This window comes from Lysobacterales bacterium (genome assembly GCA_016703225.1).
GTDB lineage: Bacteria > Pseudomonadota > Gammaproteobacteria > Xanthomonadales > Ahniellaceae > JADKHK01.
The window spans coordinates 1072836-1095180 of sequence record JADJCM010000001.1 but is presented as its reverse complement, the minus strand read 5'-3'; the positions used below and the strand labels follow the sequence as shown (position 1 = coordinate 1095180).

The following is a 22345-nucleotide window of genomic DNA, read 5'->3' as shown; positions in this document are numbered from 1 at the left end:
CGCCTCACTCCACCCGCAACGGCTGGCGGTCGAGGATCTGTTCGCCGTTCTCGCCGGTGAGCACGAACACCAGTTCGTAGTCGCCGGGTTCGTCCGGGGCCGGGAAGCGGGCCGGGCTTGGGGTGTTGGTGTAGGCGTAGCCGAGATAGTTGGCGCTGGTGCCGCCCTTGCGGATGCTGCCGATCCAGTTGCGATGGCCATTGGGTCCGGTCCATTCGATGCTCATCAGCGCGCGTGCCTTCGCGCTGCGCGGCGGATCGAGCAGGCGCGCCTTGGCCGGCAGCACCGTGATCGGCTGCGAGGCTGCGATCTTCTCGCGTTCGTTGAGCACGTAGCGGACCTCGTATTCGCCTGCGACCGCGGGTGCGGTCAGCGTCACCGTGGTGGTGCCGGAAGCGTCCGGGCGCGCGTAGTCGCGATATTCGTGCGGCCCGCTGCCCTTGGGCGCAAAGCCGATCCAGTGGCGCGCTTCGCCCGGTCCGCGCGCGCGGATCTCGACGCGGGAACCGGCCATTGCCGCCTTTGGCGCGACGACGCTGGCTTCGGCCGCGCTCACCATCACCTGGATGTGCGCCAGCACCGGTGGCTTGCGCCTGGCGCTGACGTAACGCAGTTCGTAGGGACCGGGTTCGCCCGGCACCATCACCTTCACTGTGCGCGTGGCGGACTTCACCCACGCCCAACCGAGGTAGGCATCCTCGTGACTGCCGACCGGGGCGAAGCCGATCCAGTCGCGTTCCTCGGCCGGTCCACTGAAGCCGATCTCGACTTCGGTTGCGGCAACCAGCGCCTTGGGTGCGGTCAGCGATGCTGGCACCGCCGGCAGGGCCGGTTGGGTCGCCTCGACGGCGACTTCGCCCAGCGCCTTTTCGAGCGAAGCCGCATCGGACGCATTCAGGTAACGGCCGCCGGTGTTCTCGGCGAGACAACGCAGCTGTGCCTGGTGCGCCGGGTTGGGCACATCGAAGCCGATCACGTGCGCGGTGAACGCCACGCTTCTCGTTTCCAGTTCCTTGCCGACCGCGCACGGATCAAGGTTGCAGGTTTCCTCGCCGTCGGAAATCAGGATCACGGTCGCCTTCTGCTCGCTCAACTTCAATGCCTCGGCCGCATGGATCACCGCCTGCGACAGCGGCGTCATGCCCTTGGCGGCGAGGCCGTTCACCTTGGCGAGAAAGGCCGGCGCGTTGAGCGGCCCGGCTGGCAGCAGGGTTTCGATATCGGCACAGTCGCCTTTGCGCCGGTGGCCGTATGCGACCAGGCCAAGATCGACCTCCGACTTCCAGTGACCGACCAGGTCCTTGACCGCATCGCGCGCGATCTCGACCTTGCTGCGCCCATCGAGCTGGCCCCACATCGAACCCGAGGCATCCAGTACCAGCATCACCTGCTCGTTCGCGGCCCATGCCGGCGTCGCCAGCACCAGGGCCAGGGGGAAAGCACGGACGCGGCGCAGCATGGGCGGACTCCGGCAGCAGTGTTGGCCGCAAGTGTGCGCGTTTCCCGCAGCGCTGCAAGCGCCGGGGGCGCTTGATCCGACCTACATCCGGGCCGTGACCTACATTGGGGTGGCGACGACGCGCAGGATCTCATCGCCGTAGCGCTCGAGCTTGCGGGCACCGATGCCGCTGATGGCGGCGAGATCGGCGTGCGACTCCGGATGCGCGGCGGCGATTGCAGCGAGGGTCGCGTCGTGGAAGACCACGTAGGGCGGCAGACCGGCGGCGCGTGCGGTCTGCGCGCGCCAGGCGCGCAGGCGTTCGAAGATGGCGTCGCCATGCTGGCTGGTGGCCGCGGGCACATCGCGGCGGCGGCGTTCGCGACGCTGCGCCTGCGGCGTGCGCAATGCCACCGGCAGCTCGCCGCGCAACACGCGTCGGCTGCTCTCGTTCAACTGCAGCGAGCCGAACTCGCCGGTGACATCGATCAACCCGGCCGCGAGCAGCTGGCGCACGACCGCGCCCCACTGTTTCGCGTTCAGTTCCTTGCCGACGCCGAAGGTCGGCAGTTCATCGTGACGGAACTGGCGGATGCGTTCGTTGGCGTCACCGCGCACGATGTCGATGACATGCTTGGCGCCGAAGCGCTGGCCGCTGCGCACGATCGCACTCATCAGCTTCTGCGCGAGTTCGCTGCCGTCGATGCGGCTGGGCGGCTCCAGGCAGTTGTCGCAGTTGCCGCAGTCGCCGGCGTGCGTCTCGTCGAACGCGGCGAGCAAGGGGATGCGCCGGCACAGGATCGATTCGCAATACGCGAGCAGGGCATTCAGGCGCTGGTGCTCGAAACGCTTGCGCTCCTCGCCGGCCTCGGACTGCTCGATCCATTGGCGCAGCAGCACCAGGTCGCCGAGCCCATAGATCAGCAGCGCCTCGGAAGGTTCGCCGTCACGGCCGGCGCGGCCGGTTTCCTGGTAATAGCCTTCCAGCGATTTCGGCAGGTCCATGTGCACGACGAAACGCACGTTCGGCTTGTCGATGCCCATGCCGAAGGCGATGGTCGCGACCATGATCACGCCGTCCTCGCGCAGGAAGCGGCGCTGGTGTTCGGCGCGTTTCTGCGCATCGAGGCCGGCGTGGTAGGGCAGCGCGCTGTAGCCGAGTTCGCTGAGGTATTCGGCGGTCTCCTCGACCTTCTTGCGCGACATGCAAAAGACGATGCCGGCGGCATCGCGATGGCCGTCGAGGAAGTCGCGCAGCTGCCGTTTTGCGTCGTCCTTTTGCACGATGCGATAGCGGATGTTGGCGCGATCGAACGAGGACAGGAACACGCGCGCGTCGGCGAGTGCGAGGCGTTCGATGATCTCGGCGCGGGTGCGCTCGTCCGCGGTGGCGGTCAGCGCCATGCGCGGCACCTTCGGCCAGCGCTCGTGCAGCACGCCGAGCTGGCGGTATTCAGGGCGGAAGTCGTGGCCCCACTGCGACACGCAGTGCGCCTCGTCGATCGCGAACAACGCGATCTCGCCCTGGGCGAGCAGGTCGAGGCAACGTTCACTGAGCAGGCGCTCGGGCGCGACGTACAGCAGGTCCAGCTCACCGGCCGCGAAACGCGCCTCGACCGCGAACGCGGCGCGCGCTTCCAGCGAAGAGTTCAGAAACGCGGCGCGCACGCCGAGCTGGTTCAGCGCTTCGACCTGGTCCTGCATCAGCGCGATCAGCGGCGACACCACCACCGCGCAGCCTGAGCGCACCAGCGCCGGGATCTGGTAGCACAGCGACTTGCCGCCACCGGTCGGCATCAACACCAGCGCGTCACCGCCGGCGATCACCTGCGCGACGATGTCTTCTTGCGGCGGGCGGAAGTGCTCGTAGCCGAACACGCGGCGCAGGGTGGAGAGGGCGGAATCGTTTGTCGTCGCGTTCAATGCGGCCGACCCCGCTGCATCGCGAGCCTTTCGGCGCTCAGGCGCAACCCGTCGAAGACCTGCTCTGCGACCGCTAGGGGAAACGAAGACGGCAATTCCGCCTCCACTCTCGCGATTGCCCCCGGCGTTTGTTCGATCAGCGTGTCGATCATGGATTCGATATCGGCACCGAATCCGCACTTTCGCGCGGTCGATGTCCAATGCCGGCGCTGGATGGTGTCGTGGTCGTAATGCTTGCTCTTGCCGTGTACTGCCATCGCCATCTTCAACTTTCTACGCGGCATCTTTCCGGCGCCTGAGCCGACGAAAGGCCAGGCGGAGAGGACGTCGTATAGCGGCGTAGCGCGGTACGCCCCACCCGCTTCGATGAACAGGCTGAAGTTCTTGGCGTGGCCGTCGATGGCAGCGAGCATCCAGAACAGGATCTGGGCTCTGAAGAACCGTTCTCGATCCAGTTCACGGTGTTCCGGTCTCGAGCCTTGCAGAACCCGCATGATCTCGGGGATGCCCGGTCCTTTGTCCGACTCGTACTTTCGCTCCGGCGGCAGGGCCAAGGCCTGGCAATAGTCTTCCTGAGGCAGTCGCAACCACCATTGCTGGTCCGCGGATAGCCGGCGATCGAATCGTTCGACGATCAGCACCGGAGACTCGCCGAATCTCGCCATCTCGCAGTTCGCGATCGGCAATCCATAGGCCGCGAGCAGTCTGGAGCACAGCCATTCGTTCTCCACCGAGGTCGACAGATCCACACCCAGGGTTGCAATCCTGCCAAGCGGCAGCTTGAACAGATGGGTCGTCGGTGTCGCGCCTATCGGTAGCTGCCAGCGCCCTTCGTGCCAGAGCAGCGCGGTCTTCTCCTGCGCTCCGGCAATCGAGATGCGCAGGCCATCTTCGCGACCCGTCGGATGCCATCCCGCGGCGGTGGGCACGCCGGCCAGCAAGTCGGCAACATCATCGACAGTCAGTGGCTGGCCGCGGATGTGCCGCAGGTGTTCGGGTTGCTCGTCTTCGCGCAACAGTTGCACGGCCCCGACGCAGTCCGCACCGATTTCGCGCAGCAGCGCAAACGCATCCCTCGACTCGGTGCGATATCGCGAGGCGATGCGGTCTCGAATCGGCTTGCTGTCCGGCAGCAGGTTGTCGAAGTAGTTGTAGACAGCCGCGCCGCGGTGCGGAGCGTTGTCCGGGAGGAAGGGCAGGGACAAGGACAACGGACGGGCAGCAGCCGAGTCCAACCAGTTCGGCTCGTAGCGGAAGCTCTGCTGATCGCGTTCGGCGTCGTGCCAAGCACCAACGCGCTCCCCATTCATCCAGACGGACAGCGTTTTCGTCGCGCGCGACATGGCTTACCACTCGCTCGCCATGGGTTGTTTCCGTGGCTCGGGCTTGCGCAGGGCCAATTCCACGTCGAGCAAGGCCAGAATTCGCATCAGGCTCTGGATGCTCATGTTCTCGGGCGCCTGCAAGGCCTTGGAAATCGCCTGAGGAGTGACGCCAAGTTTTTGCGCCATCGCTCTTTGGCTCGTGCCGCTTGTGGCAATGAAGCCCTTCAGGAGCACACGCAACTGATGTGGAGAGCGAATCGGGTAATCCATGGCGACCACTCGCGAGTGCAACGGACATCAACCTATCAGTTGATGCCACAAGAATCAACCTTTGGGTTTACTCTTGATCAAACAACCCATAAGTTGATTCTCCCGACTCACCGCCCCACCCCGATCCCGATGAAATCGAGGAACTCGGCGCGGGTGCGGGCGTCGCGGCGGAAGCTGCCGAGCATCTTCGAGGTGACCATGCTGACGCCGCGTTTGTGGATGCCGCGCGTGGTCATGCACTCGTGCGCGCCGACCACGACCACGCCGACGCCACGCGGCTTCAATACATCCTGGATGCAGCGCGCGATCTGCGCGGTCATCTTCTCCTGGACCTGGAAGCGGCGCGCGTAGGCTTCGACCACGCGCGCCAGCTTGCTGATGCCGACCACGGCGCCGTCGGGGATGTAGCCGATGTGCGCCTTGCCGATGATCGGCGCCATGTGGTGCTCGCAGTGGCTTTCGTACTCGATGTCGCGCAGCACGATCATCTCGTCGTAACCGGCCACTTCCTCGAACGTGCGCTTGAGGTACTCCTCGGGATCGAGCGCGTAGCCGCTGAACCAGTCGCCATACGCGTCGACGACGCGGCGCGGAGTGTCGAGCAGGCCTTCGCGCGCCGGGTCGTCGCCGGCATAGCGCAGCAGCGTGCGCACCGCCTCCTCGGCCTGTGCGCGGCTGACCGTGTCTGTTGCATCGCCCATGGCATTCTCCGCTGGCATCGGCACATGCTAGCCGACGCGAAGTGGCGGTGTATTTCACACGCGCGTCTGCGAAGATGGGCGGTCCTTTGCCCGCCACCATGACCCTGACCGACTACCTGCAATCACACGCGGAACGCTTCCCGATCGAGTTCGGGGCGGCGTGGGCGCGCGGCACCGTGCTCGCCGACCGCGGTTCGGTGCGCGAGCTGCTGCGGGTCGACGAGCACGGCGTCAGCGCGCAGGTGCTCGGTTCGCGCGGTCAGGTGTATGAAACCGGCCTGACCCTGACGCAACCACGCGGCCGCGCCCCGAACCTGCTCAGCGACTGCACCTGCCCGGTCGGCTTCGAGTGCAAGCATGCTGCTGCGCTGATCCAGCATCTGCTGCGTGGCCTGGTTCCGGCGCGTGGCGACGAGCCGACACCGAGCGCGCCGAGCCTGTGGCAACTGCTGGCCGAGCACACGAGCATCACCGACCTGCCGCGCGAGCCGACCGATTTGCTGCTGCTGGTTACCCTCGATGAGTCTGCGCGCATGCTGTTCCGGCCGCTGCGTGCGCGTCGCGGCAAGGAAGGCCGCTGGTCGCATCCGCGCCGCGTCGATCTGGAATCGCCGCGCGTGCTGCAGACGCTGCAGTCGTGGCCGATGCACGAGCGTCTGGCCGGGCTGTCGCTGCTTGGCTTCGACGGCATCGAGTTCATCGACGGCGAGTACTGGCTGCTGTTCGACGGGCCGATCGAGGCCATGCTTGCGCAGTTCTTCACGCTCGGCATCGAGCTGCGCCTGAACCAGTTGCAGGGTTCGATCCTGCATGCCGGGCCGGCGCGGCCGCTGCAGATCGAATGGAGCCTGGCCGCGAGTGGCGACCAGCACCTGCAGGTGCACGTCGAACCGGCCGGCATCGCCATCGCCAACACCCGCTACCGGCGCTATCTCGACGCCACCGGCGGCGTGATCGGTCCGACCCTGACCGATCTCGATGATCAGGCGCTGGCGCGGCTGCGCGATCTGCCGCCGGTGGCGCCGGACGAAGTGGCGCTGGCGGCGGTCGCGCTTTTGCGACTATTCCCGCGAGGCGCGCTGCCGCTGCCGAAACTGCTGACGACGACGCCGGCCTCGCCGATCGCGCCGACCGCGGTGGTGCTGATCGGCGGCGCGCCCTACCTGAATCGGCCCGACCTGCTGACCCAGGCCACCGCGCACCTCGGCTTCCGCTACGGTCGCCACGAGGTGCGCGCAGGCGATCGTGCGCCCGAGCTGCGCTGGCGCGGTGACGATGGCCGCATCCACATTCTGGCGCGTGACGCCGAATCCGAAGCGCGCGCCAGCCAGTTCCTCGTACGTCACGGCTTCAAGCCGGGCAGCACCCACAACGTCGGTGCGCCAGCCGAACACTGGTACTGGAACGGGCGTCTGAAGAACGGCGAGCTGCAGGCGTGGATCGCCGAGTTGCGTCGCGACGCGGCGGCGAACCGCATCGAGTTGCGCTCGAACGACGAGTTCCCGATCGCGCTCGAACCCGAGCTCGGCGTGCTCGATCTGCGCGTCGAGGAAGACGGCAACGACTGGTTCTCGCTGCGCCTCGGCATCGAAGTCGAGGGCCAGGCCGTGGATCTGGTACCGGTGTTGCTCGAAGCGCTGTCACGGCCCGAGGAGCAGCGCCCCGACGGCCTGCGGCTGACGCTGCCGGACGGACGCCGGGTGTTCATCGCCAACGAGCGCCTGACGCCCCTGCTCGATCTGGTGGCCGACCTCGACACCACCGGCGATGGCCGCCTCGGCCTGCCGCGCGCGCGCATCGCCGCGCTCGATCCGGCGCCGGACTGGCGCTTCCTGCCGAGCCTCGAAGCCGCCGGTTTCATCGAGCGCGTGCGCGCTTTCCGCGGTGTCGAATCGCGCGAGCCGCCGCCCGGATTCAATGCCGAGCTGCGCCCGTACCAGAAGGAAGGCCTGGCCTGGCTCGACTTCCTGCACGAGTTCCAGTTCGGCGGCGTGCTCGCCGACGACATGGGCCTCGGCAAGACCGTGCAAGTGCTGGCGCACGTCGCCGCGCTCAAGCACGAGGGTCGGCTCGACGGGCCGGTGCTGGTGCTGTGTCCGACCAGCGTGGTCGACAACTGGCGCGCCGAGACCGAACGCTTCGCGCCGATGCTGCGCGTGCGCGTGCTGTCCGGTTCCGAGCGCCATGAACATTTCGACGCGCTCGCCGAGTCCGACCTGGTCATCACCAGCTACGCCCTGCTCTGGCGCGACATCGAGCAGCTGAAGGCGCAGCGGTTCGCGCTCGCCGTGTTCGACGAGGCGCAGTGGCTGAAGAACGCCTCGAGTCGCAGCCACGGCGCGGCATCGCAGCTCGACGCCGCACGCCGTCTGTGTCTCACCGGCACACCGGTCGAGAATCATCTCGGCGAACTCAAGGCGCAGTTCGATCTCGCTTTCCCCGGCCTGCTCGGCAGCCACGAGCAGTTCCGCACGCGCTTCCGCCAGCCGATCGAACGCGACCGCGATGCCGACGCCGCTGAGCGGCTGCGCAAACGCATCGCGCCGTTCCTGCTGCGACGGCGCAAGTCGGAGGTGGCCAAGGACCTGCCCGCGCGCACGCTGATCGTGCAGCCGGTGGAGCTCGAAGGCGCGCAGCGCGATCTGTACGAAACCGTGCGCGTACAGATGGAAGCCCGCGTGCGCGAGGCGCTCTCGGCACAGGGCTTCGGCGCCTCGCAGATCACCATCCTCGATGCCCTGCTCAAGCTGCGCCAGATCTGCTGCGACCCGCGCCTGATCGAGGCCGGCCGCAAGGCCGAAGACGTGAGCTCGGCCAAACTCGATGCGCTGATGGACCTGGTGCCGACCATGGTCGACGAAGGCCGCGCGGTGCTGGTGTTCTCGCAGTTCACGCGCATGCTCGACTTGATCCAGGAAGCGCTGATCGCGCAGGGCATCACCTATGCGCGCCTGGATGGCAGCACCAAGCGCCGTGAAGTCCAGGTGGCGCGCTTCCAGGACGGCCAGGTGCCGGTGTTCCTGATCTCGCTCAAGGCCGGCGGCGTGGGATTGAATTTGACCCGCGCCGATACCGTGGTGCTCTACGACCCGTGGTGGAACCCGGCTGCAGAAGCGCAGGCGATTGACCGCGCCCATCGCATCGGCCAGGACAAGCCGGTGTTCATCTACGAACTGCAGTGCCGCGGCACCGTCGAGGAGCGCATGCATGGGCTCAAGCAGCGCAAGCGCGAGATCGCCGACGCCGTGCTCGAACATGGCGAGGCGACTTTGTCGACGCTCTCCGCCGCCGACCTGCTGACCTTGTTTGACGCCTGAGCAGAAACGCCGCGCGCGGCGGTTCGGGCTAAGCTGCAGGCGCGGAGGCAAACTCGATGCAATTCGCAAATCAGCGCTGGTGGCTGCGGCTTGGTCTGCTGTGCGCGTGCACGCTGGCAGCAGCGGTGGGCGCGGCGCAGGAGCCGCCCTCGGCCGTGGCGCGTCTCAACAGCGAGGCGCGCGCGTTGTTGCGCAGCGACCCGCAGCTGGCGCAGCAACGTGCGCAGCAGGCGCTGCAACTGGCGCGGCAGGACGGTGATCGCAGCGGTGAAGCCGCGGCGCGGGTCAACCTCGGTTCGGTCGAACGCCAGCGCGGACGCTACGACCAGGCGGTGATCGAGTTCGAGCGCGCAGTCGCGATCACGCGCGAGATCAACGACCAGTCCGGCTACGCCAGCGCCCAGGCCAACCTCGGCATCACCCTCGATCTTGGCGGGCTGCACGCCGACGCGCTGGAGGCGCAGGGCGAGGCGCTGAAGATCTACGAAGCGCAGGGCAAGTTCGCGAGCGCCTCGGCGGTACTGATCAATCTCGGCAATACCCTCGACAATCTCGGCGACAGCACGCGCGCGCGCGACCACTACCAACGCGCGCTGGAGATGAAGCGCGCCCACGACATCAGCAAGGGCGTCGGTGCCGTGCTCAACAACCTCGCCGACCTGACCCTGCAGTCGGGCGCAACCGAGCAAGCGATCGCGCTCCTCGACGAAGCCATCGTCGCCCACACGCGTGACGACGACCGCATCGGCCAGGGGTTGGCGCTGTCGAACCGCGGCATTGCCCACGCCCGCAACGGCAACTTCGATGCCGCACTCGCGGACATCCAGCAAGGCGAAGCGATCGCACGCGATCTGGAACACGCCGTTGGCATATCCGCAGCGCTGCGCGCGCGCGCCGAGGTCTGGTTGCTGCGCGCACACAGCCTTGATGGCGAGGCGCGCGACTACGCCCTGTTGAATGCCGAGCGCGAGGCGCGCGCGGCGGTGGTTGCGAGCAACGACAACGACGACCCGGAACGGCGCGCGCTGGCCAAGCGCCTGCTCGCCAACGTGCTCGCCGCCAAGGGGGATGCGGTGGCGGCGATCGCGCTGATGGAGGAAATCGAGCGCGAAGCCGAAGCCGAGCGCCGCCAACGCGACGATGCCCGCGTCGCGCTGGTGCGTGCGCGCTACGAAAACCAGCAGGCGGAGACCGAAGTCACGCTCATGCGCGAACGCACTGCGGCGCAGAGCGCCGAGCTCGCGCGCAGCCGCATCCTGCTGCGCAGTGCGGTGGGCGTCGGCATCGCTGCGGTGGTCGCGATCGTGCTGCTGTTCTGGATCGCGCGCGAGCGCCGCCTACGTGCCGATTCGCTGCAGGCCCAGGACGAAACCCTGCGCGACGCGCTGGCGCAGGCCGAGCATCACGGCCGACGCGCGCGCGAGGCGGCGGAGTTGAACCAGCGCCTGCTCGCGCTCGCCGGCGAGGACCTGCAGGCGCCGCTGGCGGAAATCCGCAGCAGCGCCGAGCGCCTGCTCGCGGTGCATCAGGCCAGCCCGGAGCTGTCGCGGCCGATGGCGGCGATTGCGCGCAATGCCAGTGATCTGCTGCAAGTGGTGCAGCGCCTGCGCGAAACCGCGCATGCACGTGGTGACGCCGAAGCCGCGGTTGGCGTCGACTTGTCGGCGCTGCTGACGGAGAGTGTCAGCGAAGCCGAGGCGCGCGCGCGCCAGCGCCAGCAACGGCTGCTTCCGCAGATCACGCCGGCGGTGGCGGTTCGTGCCGACGCCGATGCCCTGGCGCAACTGTGCAGCGAACTGCTCGATCAGACCCTGCGCCGCAATCCGGCCGATAGCAACATCGCGGTGGCGCTGCGTGCCGAAGCCACACATGCGGTGATCACGCTCTCCGATCACGACGGCCAGCTGCGCGCACTGTTGCTCGCTGCGCAGCGCACGTCCGGCGACAGCGAGACGCCGCGGCGCCTGGGGCTGGGTCTGCTGCGCGAGGACATCCTGCGCGCCGGCGGCAGCATCGACAGCATCGCCGCCAGCGCCCCCGAGACCGGGCAATTGTTGCGCGTGCTGCTGCCGCTGGCGGCGTAGTCAGTCGACGAAACGTGCGATCGTCGCGAGCGGCAGGCGTTCGATATCGGGCACCTCGCAGCCTTCGGCGGCGTGGCCGACCACCAGCAGCAGGAACGGCATCTCGTGCTTCGGCCGCTGCAGCAGTTCGCCGAGGAAACCCATCGGGCTCGGCGTGTGCGTGAGCGTGGCCAGCCCGGCCTGAAGCAGCGCGGCGATCAGCAGGCCGGTGGCGATGCCGACCGACTCCTGCGGGTAGTAGCGCTTCTGCTTCCGGCCCTCGGCATCGAGTCCCCAGCGCTCGCAGAACACCGCGATCAGCCACGGTGCGGTCTCCAGGAATGGCTTGTTGGCGTCGGTGCCGAGTGGCGCGAGCGCGTCCAGCCACTCCTCCGGCGCGCGACGCGCGTAGAACTCGCGCTCCTCGGCCTCGGCCGCGGCGCGGATCTGCGCCTTGAGCGCGGCATCGGCGACCGCGACGAAGCGCCACGGCTGCTGGTTGGCACCGCTCGGCGCGCTGCCGGCCGCGCGCAGCGCCTGCTCGATCAGCGCGCGCGGCACCGGCGTCGGTGCGAAGTCGCGCACCGTGCGTCGTGTCGCGAGTGCCTCGGCGAACTGGCGCGCGCGTTCGATCGCTGCGTCATCGCCGGGCCAGGGTCGCAGCGGCAGCACTCGGAAACCGGGCCGGGTCATGCGCGACCGGACTTCGGTTTGGCGGCGGCGCGTGCGCGGATCTCGGCGCGCGGCGTCGGCCGATACGCGGCCCGCGCCGCTTCGTAGCCGGCGATGAAGCGTTCCGCGCTCATGCGCCGGAAGAACTCGCCGATGACCTCAAGCGGCAGATCGTCGAGCTTGCGGAAGCGTACGCAACCCTTGCCCATGTCGAGCTTCTTGCCGCTTGCCGCCCACGCCTCGCGCAACCAGCGCGACTCCACATCGCTCTCGCTGCCGGCATAGGCGCTGCACAGGTACAGCGACAGGTACTGCTTCTGCGAGGCGAGTCCGGCAAACGGCAGCGGCTGCTTCGGGTTGCAGTGATAGCCAGCCGGGTAGCGCGCATGCGGCACCGCGTAGCCGATCATGCCGTAGGCCATGCCCTCGCTGAACTCGGGGTCGATGTTGTCGAGGATCACCTTGCGCACCGCAGCCAGCGCGTGGCGCCGATCCTCGGGCAGGCTGGCCAGGTATTCCTCCACCGTGTTCGCGTTCGATTGCATGTCTCACCCCCGGACTCGTCGCACCGCATCCTCCCAGCCGCGATACAGCGCATCGCGCTCGCCGGAATCCATCTGCACCTCGAAGCGCCGCTCGCAAGCCCACTGCGCGACGACCTGCGCGGGCGAGGAGAATACCCCGACACCGAGGCCGGCCATGCAGGCGGCGCCGAGCGCGGTGGTCTCGACCACGCGCGGGCGATCGACCGGCACGCCGAGCAGGTCGGCAAGCGCCTGCGCGAACCACTGGTTCGCCGCCATGCCGCCGTCGATGCGCAAGGTGCAGGCGCTGGCGGCGCCATCGCGCTGCATCGCTGCGAGCAGGTCGCGGGTCTGGAAACAGACCGATTGCAGTGCGGCGGTGACGATCTCGCCGATGCCGCTGTCGCGGGTCAGCCCGAAAATGGCGCCGCGCGCCTGCGGGTCCCAGTACGGCGCGCCGAGCCCGGTGAACGCGGGCACCAGATAGACGCCGCGGCTGCCGCGCGCCTGCGCGGCGATGGCCTCGCTCTGCGCCGCGTTCGTGATCAGCTTGAGACCATCGCGCAACCACTGCAGCGCCGCGCCGGCGACGAAGATGCTGCCCTCGAGCGCGTACGCGGGCACGCCATCGATGCGATAGGCGACCGTGCTCAACAGGCGATTGCGCGAGCGCACGATCTCGGCGCCGGTATTCATCACCACGAAGGCACCGGTGCCATAGGTCGCCTTGATCATGCCCGGCGCGAAGCAGGCTTGGCCGACCAGCGCTGCCTGCTGGTCGCCAAGCACGCCGCGGATCGGCATCGCCGCACCAAACAGCGCGGCATCGCAGCTGCCGTAGTCGCCATTCGAATCGCGCACCTCGGGCAGCAGCGCGCGCGGCACGCGGAACAGCTCCAGCAATTCCGCGTCCCACTGCTGCGTGCGCAGGTCGAACAACAATGTGCGCGAGGCATTCGTGGCATCGGTCGCGAACGTCCGCCCCTGGGTCAGTTTCCACAACAACCAGGAATCGATGGTGCCGCAGCACAACGCACCCGCCTCCGCCGCCGCACGCGCACCGTCCACACGGTCGAGCAGCCACGCGATCTTGGTCGCCGAGAAGTACGGATCGAGCAGCAACCCGGCCTTCGCCGCGATCCATTCCTCGTGACCCGCAGCGCGCAACTGCTCGCACTGATCCGCGGTGCGCCGGTCCTGCCACACGATCGCCCGATGCAACGGCCGCCCGCTGGCACGCTCCCACAACACCGTCGTCTCGCGCTGGTTGGCAATCCCCACCGCCGCAATCTGCGCCGCCGAAACTCCACCCTCCAGCAACACCCGCCGCACCACCGCCAACGTCGTCGCCCAGATCTCCTCCGCGTCCTGCTCCACCCACCCCGCCTGCGGATAGTGCTGCCCAAACTCCTGCTGCGCCGCAGCCACCGCCCGCCCCGCCAAATCAAACCCGATCGCGCGAATGCTGGTGGTACCGGCGTCGATGGAGAGGAGGAGGGGGGAGGGCATGGGAACGCTCATTCGAGACGTGCTCTGATTCTGCACCACGCGGCCGTCAACGGCACAGCGCGGCAACCAAACATTTCGGGGCGATGGCATCAAGCTGGCAGAAGTGACAGGTTTTCGGCGCGCGAGAACTGCGTTCTAGTGGCCGAGCAGAGCGCGTTCGGAAGCAGACTCGGATTCGTCCGGTGGCCAATACATCAACTAGGGAGCAGACACGATGAAGACTAGGCGGTTGGCGACGCTAGCCCGGACAGGCCTGATCATCAGTTCGCTCCTGCTTGCGGGTTGCCAGTGGGCGCGCAATAGCACAGTTGGCGAGGTTGTCCAGGTCGATCCTGTCTCCAGCTACTACGGACAGCCGCTGGAAGATGGCATGGCAACGACCAAACAGAAGATTGACTGCGGCAAGGGATCGGAAAACACAGCATCGGTTTGCAACGTGTCCTACTGGATCGCGCGGGCAGGCAACCGGATGGAGACTCGGAACAGCACACAGTCCGAACTGATCATCCTGTCGAATGAAGTCTGCCAACAACACCTGTCCGACGTTTTCGGAACGTCGGCGGTTATTAACGTCACCGGATCGTTCACCTCCATGCTGCTCTCCGGCGCTGCAGCGATCGTGTCTGGCCGTGCGGGGCAAAACATGTCTGCAGCTGCCTCGATCATTTCCGGGACACAGTCATCGATCAACTCGGAGATCTACCAGGGACTGCTGGTCGGCGCGATCATCGCGGAAATCCAGGGCACGCGCAGCAGCGCTTATGCAGAGATCAAACAGAGACGTAGCCAGGCGGTCGATGTCTACTCTCCTGCCGAAGCAGTTAGCGATGCACTTGCCTATCACGACCTGTGTTCGTTCTACATGGGGGTGACCAGCTTGGTAAAAAAAGCGGGACGAACGACGCGCGAAACCGATCCGTTTGTGCAGGCCACGATCAATGCGAAGTCGGAGCTGCTGACCAACATCGGCAAGCTGCTCGCCGACCTCGAGCCACGCATCGCCGCACTTGAAGGCAAAGCGGCACTTGCGGAGGGCGAGCAGGAAGAGCTCGAGTCCTTTCGCAAACGCCGGAGACAGCTGGTCGAGCAGCGCATCGCGCTGACGGGGGAGCTCGATCGGTATCGCGCGCTCACCATACCCTCGGCGACCCCTCCACCTTCAGCTGAGCCGCCTGCAGCGACTGAAGCGCCATGACAGCGCGTGTGCGGCCAAAGCGGGTCCGCATGCACTGCACGTTGTTCGGTGCATGCGCGGTGTTCGCGGCGGCGCAGACTGCGGCATTCGGCATCGGTTCGCTCCCGGAAGGCGACAAAGAAGAAGTGCGGCGCGAACATTCCTCGCGGCGCGGCGTGGTTGAAGCGTTGATTCTGCAATTCGGCCAACCCTCGCACGAGGAAATTCTCGGGCGCAGTTACGGTTGCACCGCGCGGCCTTGCTGGAAGGCAGACATGCCCGGTGCAGTGCTCGCCGGATTGATCTGGGCGGACATGCCCTCCGGTCACCCGGTCGGTGGTCGATGGAGTGGATGCAAGAACCGCAACATCGGTTTGCAGCTCAACGGCAAGCTTGCTGCAGGCGCATGCACCATGGGCTATGTGATCGACGGCGGAAAGCGATCTAGGGGCGCCCAGAAGACGTTCTACGGCGAGGATCATCTGAACTTGTATCGCACTCATTTCGGCGATATGCAGTGGATGCATGCGATGGCCGAGCATCGCGGCGACGAAGCCCAGAAGACAAAACAAGCGATGCTGGCTTGGGCACGCTACCTGTATGGCCTGTCGACCACTGTCGCGGCTGAACAAATCGCGATCAACAAGCCACTGAGTCAGGTCGAACCGATTGCTCCGCTGTTTTCGCACGACAAACGCGCATGGACGTCGATGACCTTGTTTGGGACCGCGCAGGCATCGGCGCCGGAACAAGTCGTGCGCGACATGGCTTTCGGTGCCCTGCTGCATATGGTGCAGGACAGCTATTCCGAATCGCACCTGGCCCGCGATTTCTCTACGGCAGACGAAAAGCCACTCGGCGTGATCAAGGGCTTCCACACCTATCCAGGACAGAAAGCTAAGTGCCATCAGGGAGCAGACTCAGATCCCATGAAGGATGGCTGGTGGGAGACAGCGCGCGGCAAAGCGGTTGTCGCTGCCAGCAAGCAACTGATCCAATATCGCACAGCCAATGCATCGTTAGACGAGGTCCTGCCTTGGTTCGAAAGCGAAGTGTTCTCGTTGTCCGCAACTCCGTCGCGGGCGAAGTCTGGATTCGGAAGTCGCTGAAAGAAGCTCTGATCCATCGTGGCTTAGACTGCAGCTAAGCCCACTCCAAGGAGAGCAATGCCGCCTGTTCCAGTACGGTTTCGGTGGCCTTTTCCTGCTTGTCCGGCGGATAGCCGTACTTGCGCAGGATGCGCTTGACCAGTACACGCAGCTGGGCGCGGACGTTTTCGCGCAGGGTCCAGTCGATGGTCACATTGGCGCGGACGGTCTTCACCAGTTCCTGCGCGATCATGCGCAGGGTGTCGTCGCCGAGCACCTTCACCGCGCTGTCGTTGGTCTCCAGCGCGTCGTAGAAGGCGAGTTCGTCCTCCGAGAGCCTGAGCGTCTCGCCGCGGGCGTGAGCCTGGCGCATGTCCTTGGCCAGCGCGATCAGTTCCTCGATGACCTGCGCGGCTTCGATTGCGCGGTTCTGGTAGCGGCGGATCGTCTGCTCCAGCATCTCGGAAAAGGACCGCGCCTGCACAACATTCTTGCGCCGACGGGTCGCCAGTTCGCCCTTCAGCAGTCTTTGCAGCAACTCGACAGCGAGATTGCGCTGCGGCATGCCGCGCACGTCGGCGAGAAACTCCTCGGAGAGGATCGAGATGTCGGGCTTCGCCAGCCCCGCCGCAGCGAAGATATCGATCACCCCCTCGGGCGCGACCGCACGCGAGATGATCTGCCGCACCGCATGCTCGATGTCCTCTTCCGGCCGCGCATCACCGGGCGCGCGCTTGGCGAGCTGTGCCTGAATGGTCTGGAAGAAGCCCACATCATCCCGGATGCGAAGTGCCTCGACATGCGGCACGGCCAGTGCAAAGGCCTGCGACAGCTCGCGAACGGTGCGGATGCAACGCTCCTTGCCATCTTGCTGCGCCAAGATGTGCTCGAGCCCGGCGGGAATGAGGGCCACGCGCTCGGGGCACTTCCCGTCGTCCACTTCGCCCGGTCGAGGCCATGGAACAGGCCGCAGCAAATCTCGTGCTTCTCCAGCATCACCGCCACGGCTTCATCCTGGTCGAGCGCGGTGCGGCCGGTGCCGCCGCTCTCGGTGTAGGTCGCCAGCGCTTGTTTCAATTCCTGCGCCAGGCCGAGGTAGTCCACCACGAGCCCGCCAGGCTTGTCCTTGAACACGCGGTTCACGCGCGCGATCGCCTGCATCAGCCCGTGGCCGCGCATCGGCTTGTCGATGTACATCGTGTGCAGGCTCGGCGCGTCGAAGCCAGTGAGCCACATGTCGCGCACCAGCACGATCTTGAACACGTCCCCCGCATCGCGGAAGCGATTGGCCAGCGCCTCGCGCCGAGGCTTGTTGCGGATGTGCGGCTGCGTTTCGGGTCCAACCCGCGTGCTTGCCAGTTCGGCAGCGTCGGCCAGAAGTGGTCGCTGCGCAGGGCGCCGGCGATGGCGCTGAAGCTCGCGAGCGGCGGGTGCCATTCGTTCGGGTGTGCTGCGTGCAGGCCAGTGGCCGCCAGCGGCTTGCCGTTCGCGCCGAGTGCGGGGAGCACGCGATCGAGCAGCGCGCGCATCATCACCGTGCCGGCCGAATGCCCGATCAGGTGCAGGCTGGCGTTCGCGTACACGGCCGGTTGCGCCTGCCGTGCCGCGTGCATCGCGCGCCAGAGCGCGGCCAGGCCGATCGCGGCGCCATCCCGGCGGCGGTACTTGGTGGTCGCGATCAGTTCCGCGTTTTCCTTCATCTCGCGCCAGCTGCTGCGGCCGATGATGTGGCGCGCGAATTTTTCGATCAGCCAGTTGCGGCGAAGCTTCTTGCTGCGCGCGATCGCTGCGGTCGGGGCGGGCTCGTCGTCCTTGCGGAACTTGTCCTCGATGCTGCCGAGCAGGGTGTTGAACAGGCCGGTTTCCCAGGCGATGTAGATCGGGAAGATGCCGCGTTCGTACAGGAACGGTATCCAGTCGCGCGCGCTGGTCTCGGCACTGCGTTCGCCGACCAGACCGCCGTGCGCGAACAGCGCGATCGGCAGCGGCGCGTTCGCGGCCAGCTCGAAGTCGCGGCGGGCGCGCGGGATCAGGATTTCGCAGAGTTCGCGCAGGTCGTCCTCGTGCGTGCTGAAGTGCCCGCGCGGACTGAGCTGGCCGTTGTTGCCGAAGTTGATCACGTAGGACGACAGCTCGTGCGTCTGCAGATGACGCTCGCTGCTCAGCTGCACATCGCCGGCGCGCATGCGCAGGCCGTCGCGGCTCGCGATCGCGCGGCGTTCGGCGGTGACCACGCCGAGCTGCACCACCCAGGCATCCATCGCATTCGTCAGCCAGTCGGAATAGCGCAGCAGCGCATAGCCACCGGCGCCGAAGCGCGGCCCGTACGAGTTCTGGATGATGAAGCCGGCCTCGGTGTATCCGACCAGGGCGATGGCATGGCCACTCTGCGTCGACACCTTGACCGGCTCGATCGGCGGAAAGCCGCTGGCCTGCACCGGCATCGGCGTCGCGCGCGCATGGTCGAGCTTGCTCCAGCCCGGATGCGTGAATACCGAAGCGTAGACCACGCCGGCCTCGGCGATCGCCAGTTGCAGGTCGATGATCTGGCTGGTGTCGACACGGTAGTAGGCGCCGAGGGGACGCGCGACCGCCTCGTTCCACCAGTCCACGGCTTCGGCTTGCTGTGGCTTGCGCTTCGGCTCGGCGATCTTCGGCCACAACGCCTCGGCGCTGGCGCCATGCCGCGACCACGCCTTCAACGCGCCGCGCAGCGAGGAACCGGTGTCGTCGTTCGGGTCGTCATTGAACTCGTCGTAGCGGCGCGCGAGCGCGTACAGCATCCATGGACTCACCGCTTCGGCCGCGCTCGGGTCGGCGCGCTTGAGCAGGCGTTCGATCACCGTCGCCAGCGCGAAGCCGGTGCAGGCATTGGTCGTGCTCTGGTGGCGGACGCGCGCCGGCTTCGGCAACAGCTCCTGCGGCGGACGCGTCGCGATCGGCGCGCGATAGACGAAGTCGCGCAAATCGACCGGGTCCGGGCGCACGTCGCGGTGACGCGCGTGCTTTGCGGGCTGCGGTGGATCGACGCGGCCGATCGGGCTGTCGTTGTTGGTCTTGAAGCCGAGAATCCTGGTGCTGTGTTTCTCGAACGCAGCCGCCAGCTTCTGGTCGTAGTGGTTCTGCGCGTAGCCGCTGCCGTTGTAGGCGCGGGCGAAGCGTGCCCAGTCCTGCGCGCGCAAGGCACTCAGGAACGGCTCGCGCGCGACGAACGCGGCGAAGGCATCGAGCTGGCTGGCGGCATCGAGCGCCATTGCCTGCACGAACGCCGACACCGTCAAGAAACCGCAAGCGCGATGGTTGAAGCCCATGATCTGGAACGCGCCCCAACTTGCCGATTGATTGGCGGTATCGAAGTCGAGTGCGCGTGCCGCCTCGAGTCGCGTCCATTCCGCAACGCCGCCGAGATAGTGCTTGCGTGTCCATTTCTTGTGGCTGAGCGTCGGGTGCTTCGCGTCGTAGGCGCGCTTCGTGAGCCGCGAGAACACATGGCCCTCGAACAGGATCTTGGGGCGGCCATCACTCAGGAACCCGCTGCCCGCCGACTCCACCTCGGCCACCGCCTTCAACGTCGGCACCGACACCTCGAGCCGCTCGGACAGGGACTGCCATTGTTCGGGGGTGATCGGGGTCATGGCGGCGTCCTGGTCAGAGGCGTGCGCGCAGGCGCAGATGCGGTTTGTGCGACAGGTGGCGGTTGCTGAGCCGCTCCTCGTAGCGTTCACGCTCGAGTGCAAGCAACTCGGATACCGCGGGGGACGCGGTCAACTGCGCGATCGCCTGAGCAAATGTGCGCAAGCTCTCATCCGTGCAGTAGGCCATCGGGTCACCGGTCGCAGCGACATTGATCTCGATCTCTTCCAGTGCCTCGGCCAGTGCACTCAGCGCGATCGCCATGCGATCACATCGATGCAGGTCCAGTCGCTTCGGCCCGCCCTTCTTCGGGCTACTGTTGAACAACTCATGCAGCTCACGCGCGGCGCGCGAACCGCGGCTCGCGAGCAGTTGAATCTGTTCATGGCTCATGCCGAGATTCAGGCCACCTTCGTCCTCGCGCAGCACGATGTGCGCGACCCGTTCCCGGTAGCCGTCCAGACGCAGCTGTCCGTTGTCTGCCCAATTGCGTGCGCTGTCGACGATCGACCAGAGGAACGTGCCGAGTCCATGCGGCCCTTCATGCTCGTGCATCGAGTAGCGACCGGGCATGCTCCCCGACATCTGGTTCTGGGCGACACGCGTTTCCTGGAAGTGGTCCGGTCGTGTATCGGCGTCCGGATGCGGCGTACCGAGATTTATCGCAAAGGTCGGGTGCGCCGGCACCAGCGAATCGAAGAAGTGCACCGGGAGATTGCTGCAGATGCCGCCGTCGCTGAAATAGACGGGACGCAGTTGATCGCGCGCAGCATCATCCAGCTCACGCTGTCGGCCACGATCATTGACGAGGTCACCGCGCCGCGACCAGTCGCGGTGGTACAGCTTGATCGGCGTCAGCAGGATCGGGAAGCTGAGGCTCATGCGCACGGCGACGATGACCGGCAAATCGGCGGCCTCGGGCATGCGGCAGAAACCGTTGTCGTCCGGGCGCGAGCGCGCCTTGCGCACCATGTGTTCGACCACTTCCAGCGGGAACCAGCGCCGGAATTCCGCGGGCTTGAAGTACAACTCGCCGTAGTCGCCGGAATCGCTCGGCAGGCACAGCAACTGCTGCCAGGTCAGTGAGGTCGTGGTGATGCGCAGGTCGATGCCGCGCCTGGACTGGCGCGTGTCGGCATAGGGATGGCGGGTCTCCCACAGATCGCGGAAGCACAGGACCCGCTCTTGCTCCGGCGTGTCCGCGCGCACCGTGAGTGAAAGGCCCGAAGTCGACTGGAGCTTGTCGTGCAACCACGGCGTCAGCGGCTCGCAGCCACGCTGGGTCGTGCTTTGGCCATCGCAAATGCCGAAGCCATGCCGGGCAATACTGGCGAGATCCAAAGCGAAGGCCACCAGCACCAGCAAGGTCGGCGTACCGATCACCAGCATGATCGCGGCGACCACCTGCAGCACCAACACCGTGCTGTTCGCGGACGGCGCCGTGTTCATCACCAGCCACAGGACCGGCAGCACGCCAAGCCAGCTCGTCCGGTAAGCCGCAAGCGCGCTGAACCACATGCGCATGCCGGCGCTGAGTCCACCACCCGTGGCCGCCGACAGCACACGCCACAGCCGCCGCAATTGACGTTGCGGCTGGAACAGGCTCAGCAGCCGGGACATGCCCTCGACCGGTTCACCCAACTGGCGCGGCAGTTGCGCGAGCGGGCCGAAGGCGCTGGCGGTGGCGGTTTCGATCGGCACGCCCTGACTCAGCAATTGCTGCCGACGGTATTCCGCAGCAGCGGTCAGCGACGCTGCGATGGCTCCGGCCGATGACCCACCGATGCGATGAAAGCGATAGTTCTCGGCCAGCTCGACGATCGCTCCCGGGTAAACGACGCCGGAAGTGATGCCACCCTTCATCACCAGGTCGCAGATCAATGGCAGGTCGTTATCCAGGGACGGTCCTGGCACCTTGGTCTCGTTCATGTCGCTCTCCCCATCAACAGCAACATCATCATTGCGAGCACACCGCCGAACTTCATCGTCGTCGCCAGCGCAAGTGCACGGCACGCCAACTTGCCCGAGTTGAAGGCCCAGCGTTCCGTGCGTTTTCGCGCAAACCACGGCTGCCATTCGTCCTTGGGGCATCCTGCCGAATCGGCGTTCCTGAGTCGCTCAGCGACGGCTTCGGTTTCGAAGTCCCAGCGGCGCTTGAAAGCCAGTCGCCAGTTGGCCGAAAGGATCAACACCAGCAACAGCAGGTTCTCGCCCCAGTCGGCGAGCACCGTGGGCACGACCAGGCGGCGCATCAGATCGCCCTGCGCTTGCTCCAGCAGGTTCGAGTCGTGCGAGGCGCGGATCGCGGCATCGCCATAGAGGGCGGCGAACAGCAAGTCGAAACACAGAAAGGCCACCAGCAACGCCGTCAAGCGCGGCGCCGTGGCCCAATTGCCGACGCGTGCATCGAAATTGCGCAGCGAACCGGCATACGACCAAAGGGTTTGTCCGACTATGCCGCCGCTGAAATGCATCCAGCCGATGGCCAGCAGCGCCATCCCGAGCAGCAGCCAATGAGGCCCGACCTCCAGTCCGGCTGCGACAGCTTCGACAAGACTGGAAATGCACGTACCGATATTCGCCATGACCACTCCCGGGCAACACGAACCTCGCCGCGAACGACGAGGTGAGGGTGCATTCCCCCGGGAATGCCCGGCGTTTGTACCGCTCGATGCGCGGGCGTGCAAGCGATGGGGGTGGGAGAGCGT

The 22345-nt window shown here is 66.5% G+C and carries 14 protein-coding genes and 2 pseudogenes; 4 read left to right on the top strand and 12 right to left on the bottom strand.

The window, feature by feature from the left end; translation table 11 throughout:
* Positions 1-4 precede the first annotated feature (4 nt).
* From IPG63_04695 to folE, 5 genes are all read right to left on the bottom strand, one after another.
* Positions 5-1459, bottom strand: coding sequence for a VWA domain-containing protein (locus IPG63_04695; GenBank protein MBK6726548.1), 1455 nt, complete (start codon positions 1457-1459; stop codon positions 5-7).
* A 99-nt stretch (positions 1460-1558) separates the two neighbouring features.
* The gene (recQ, locus tag IPG63_04690; protein MBK6726547.1) at positions 1559-3325 is read right to left on the bottom strand and encodes a DNA helicase RecQ; all 1767 of its coding nucleotides are present in this window, start codon (positions 3323-3325) and stop codon (positions 1559-1561) included.
* A 32-nt stretch (positions 3326-3357) separates the two neighbouring features.
* A complete protein-coding gene (locus IPG63_04685) occupies positions 3358-4704 on the bottom strand; it encodes a type II toxin-antitoxin system HipA family toxin (protein MBK6726546.1) in 1347 nt (448 codons plus the stop codon).
* 3 nt (positions 4705-4707) lie between these two features.
* Positions 4708-4956, bottom strand: coding sequence for a helix-turn-helix domain-containing protein (locus tag IPG63_04680; protein MBK6726545.1), 249 nt, complete (start codon positions 4954-4956; stop codon positions 4708-4710).
* A gap of 107 nt (positions 4957-5063) precedes the next feature.
* Complete coding sequence (folE, locus tag IPG63_04675) at positions 5064-5657, bottom strand: GTP cyclohydrolase I FolE (protein ID MBK6726544.1); 594 nt, start codon at positions 5655-5657, stop codon at positions 5064-5066.
* Positions 5658-5755: 98 nt separating this feature from the next.
* On the opposite strand from folE, the gene IPG63_04670 reads away from it, so the two are divergent.
* Together IPG63_04670 and IPG63_04665 are read left to right on the top strand one after the other, a co-directional pair.
* Positions 5756-8974: a DEAD/DEAH box helicase gene (locus tag IPG63_04670; protein ID MBK6726543.1), complete on the top strand. Its 3219-nt coding sequence runs from the start codon at positions 5756-5758 to the stop codon at positions 8972-8974.
* Between the two features lie 56 nt (positions 8975-9030).
* A complete protein-coding gene (locus IPG63_04665) occupies positions 9031-11058 on the top strand; it encodes a tetratricopeptide repeat protein (protein MBK6726542.1) in 2028 nt (675 codons plus the stop codon).
* On the opposite strand, the gene IPG63_04660 is transcribed toward IPG63_04665, so the two are convergent.
* From IPG63_04660 to glpK, 3 genes are read right to left on the bottom strand one after another with little or no spacing between them, the layout of a single operon-like run.
* A complete protein-coding gene (locus IPG63_04660) occupies positions 11059-11730 on the bottom strand; it encodes a nitroreductase family protein (protein MBK6726541.1) in 672 nt (223 codons plus the stop codon).
* Complete coding sequence (locus IPG63_04655) at positions 11727-12254, bottom strand: DUF1801 domain-containing protein (protein ID MBK6726540.1); 528 nt, start codon at positions 12252-12254, stop codon at positions 11727-11729. Before IPG63_04655 ends, IPG63_04660 begins: the two co-directional genes overlap by 4 nt.
* A 3-nt stretch (positions 12255-12257) precedes the next feature.
* Positions 12258-13742 (bottom strand): glycerol kinase GlpK, encoded by a 1485-nt coding sequence (gene glpK, locus IPG63_04650; GenBank protein MBK6726539.1) that lies wholly within the window; start codon positions 13740-13742, stop codon positions 12258-12260.
* A gap of 214 nt (positions 13743-13956) precedes the next feature.
* On the opposite strand from glpK, the gene IPG63_04645 reads away from it, so the two are divergent.
* Together IPG63_04645 and IPG63_04640 are read left to right on the top strand one after the other, a co-directional pair.
* Positions 13957-14937: a hypothetical protein gene (locus IPG63_04645; protein MBK6726538.1), complete on the top strand. Its 981-nt coding sequence runs from the start codon at positions 13957-13959 to the stop codon at positions 14935-14937.
* A complete protein-coding gene (locus IPG63_04640; protein ID MBK6726537.1) occupies positions 14934-16025 on the top strand; it encodes a hypothetical protein in 1092 nt (363 codons plus the stop codon). Before IPG63_04645 ends, IPG63_04640 begins: the two co-directional genes overlap by 4 nt.
* A gap of 34 nt (positions 16026-16059) precedes the next feature.
* On the opposite strand, the pseudogene IPG63_04635 reads toward IPG63_04640, so the two are convergent.
* From IPG63_04635 to IPG63_04620, 4 genes and pseudogenes are all read right to left on the bottom strand, one after another.
* Positions 16060-17339, bottom strand: a pseudogene (locus IPG63_04635) (DUF3387 domain-containing protein).
* A gap of 1745 nt (positions 17340-19084) precedes the next feature.
* Positions 19085-19639: pseudogene (locus IPG63_04630) on the bottom strand (N-acetylmuramidase family protein).
* Between the two features lie 13 nt (positions 19640-19652).
* Positions 19653-21566: a patatin-like phospholipase family protein gene (locus IPG63_04625; protein ID MBK6726536.1), complete on the bottom strand. Its 1914-nt coding sequence runs from the start codon at positions 21564-21566 to the stop codon at positions 19653-19655.
* Positions 21563-22222: a hypothetical protein gene (locus IPG63_04620; protein MBK6726535.1), complete on the bottom strand. Its 660-nt coding sequence runs from the start codon at positions 22220-22222 to the stop codon at positions 21563-21565. The genes IPG63_04625 and IPG63_04620 overlap by 4 nt, the downstream gene beginning before the upstream one ends.
* Positions 22223-22345: the final 123 nt, after the last annotated feature.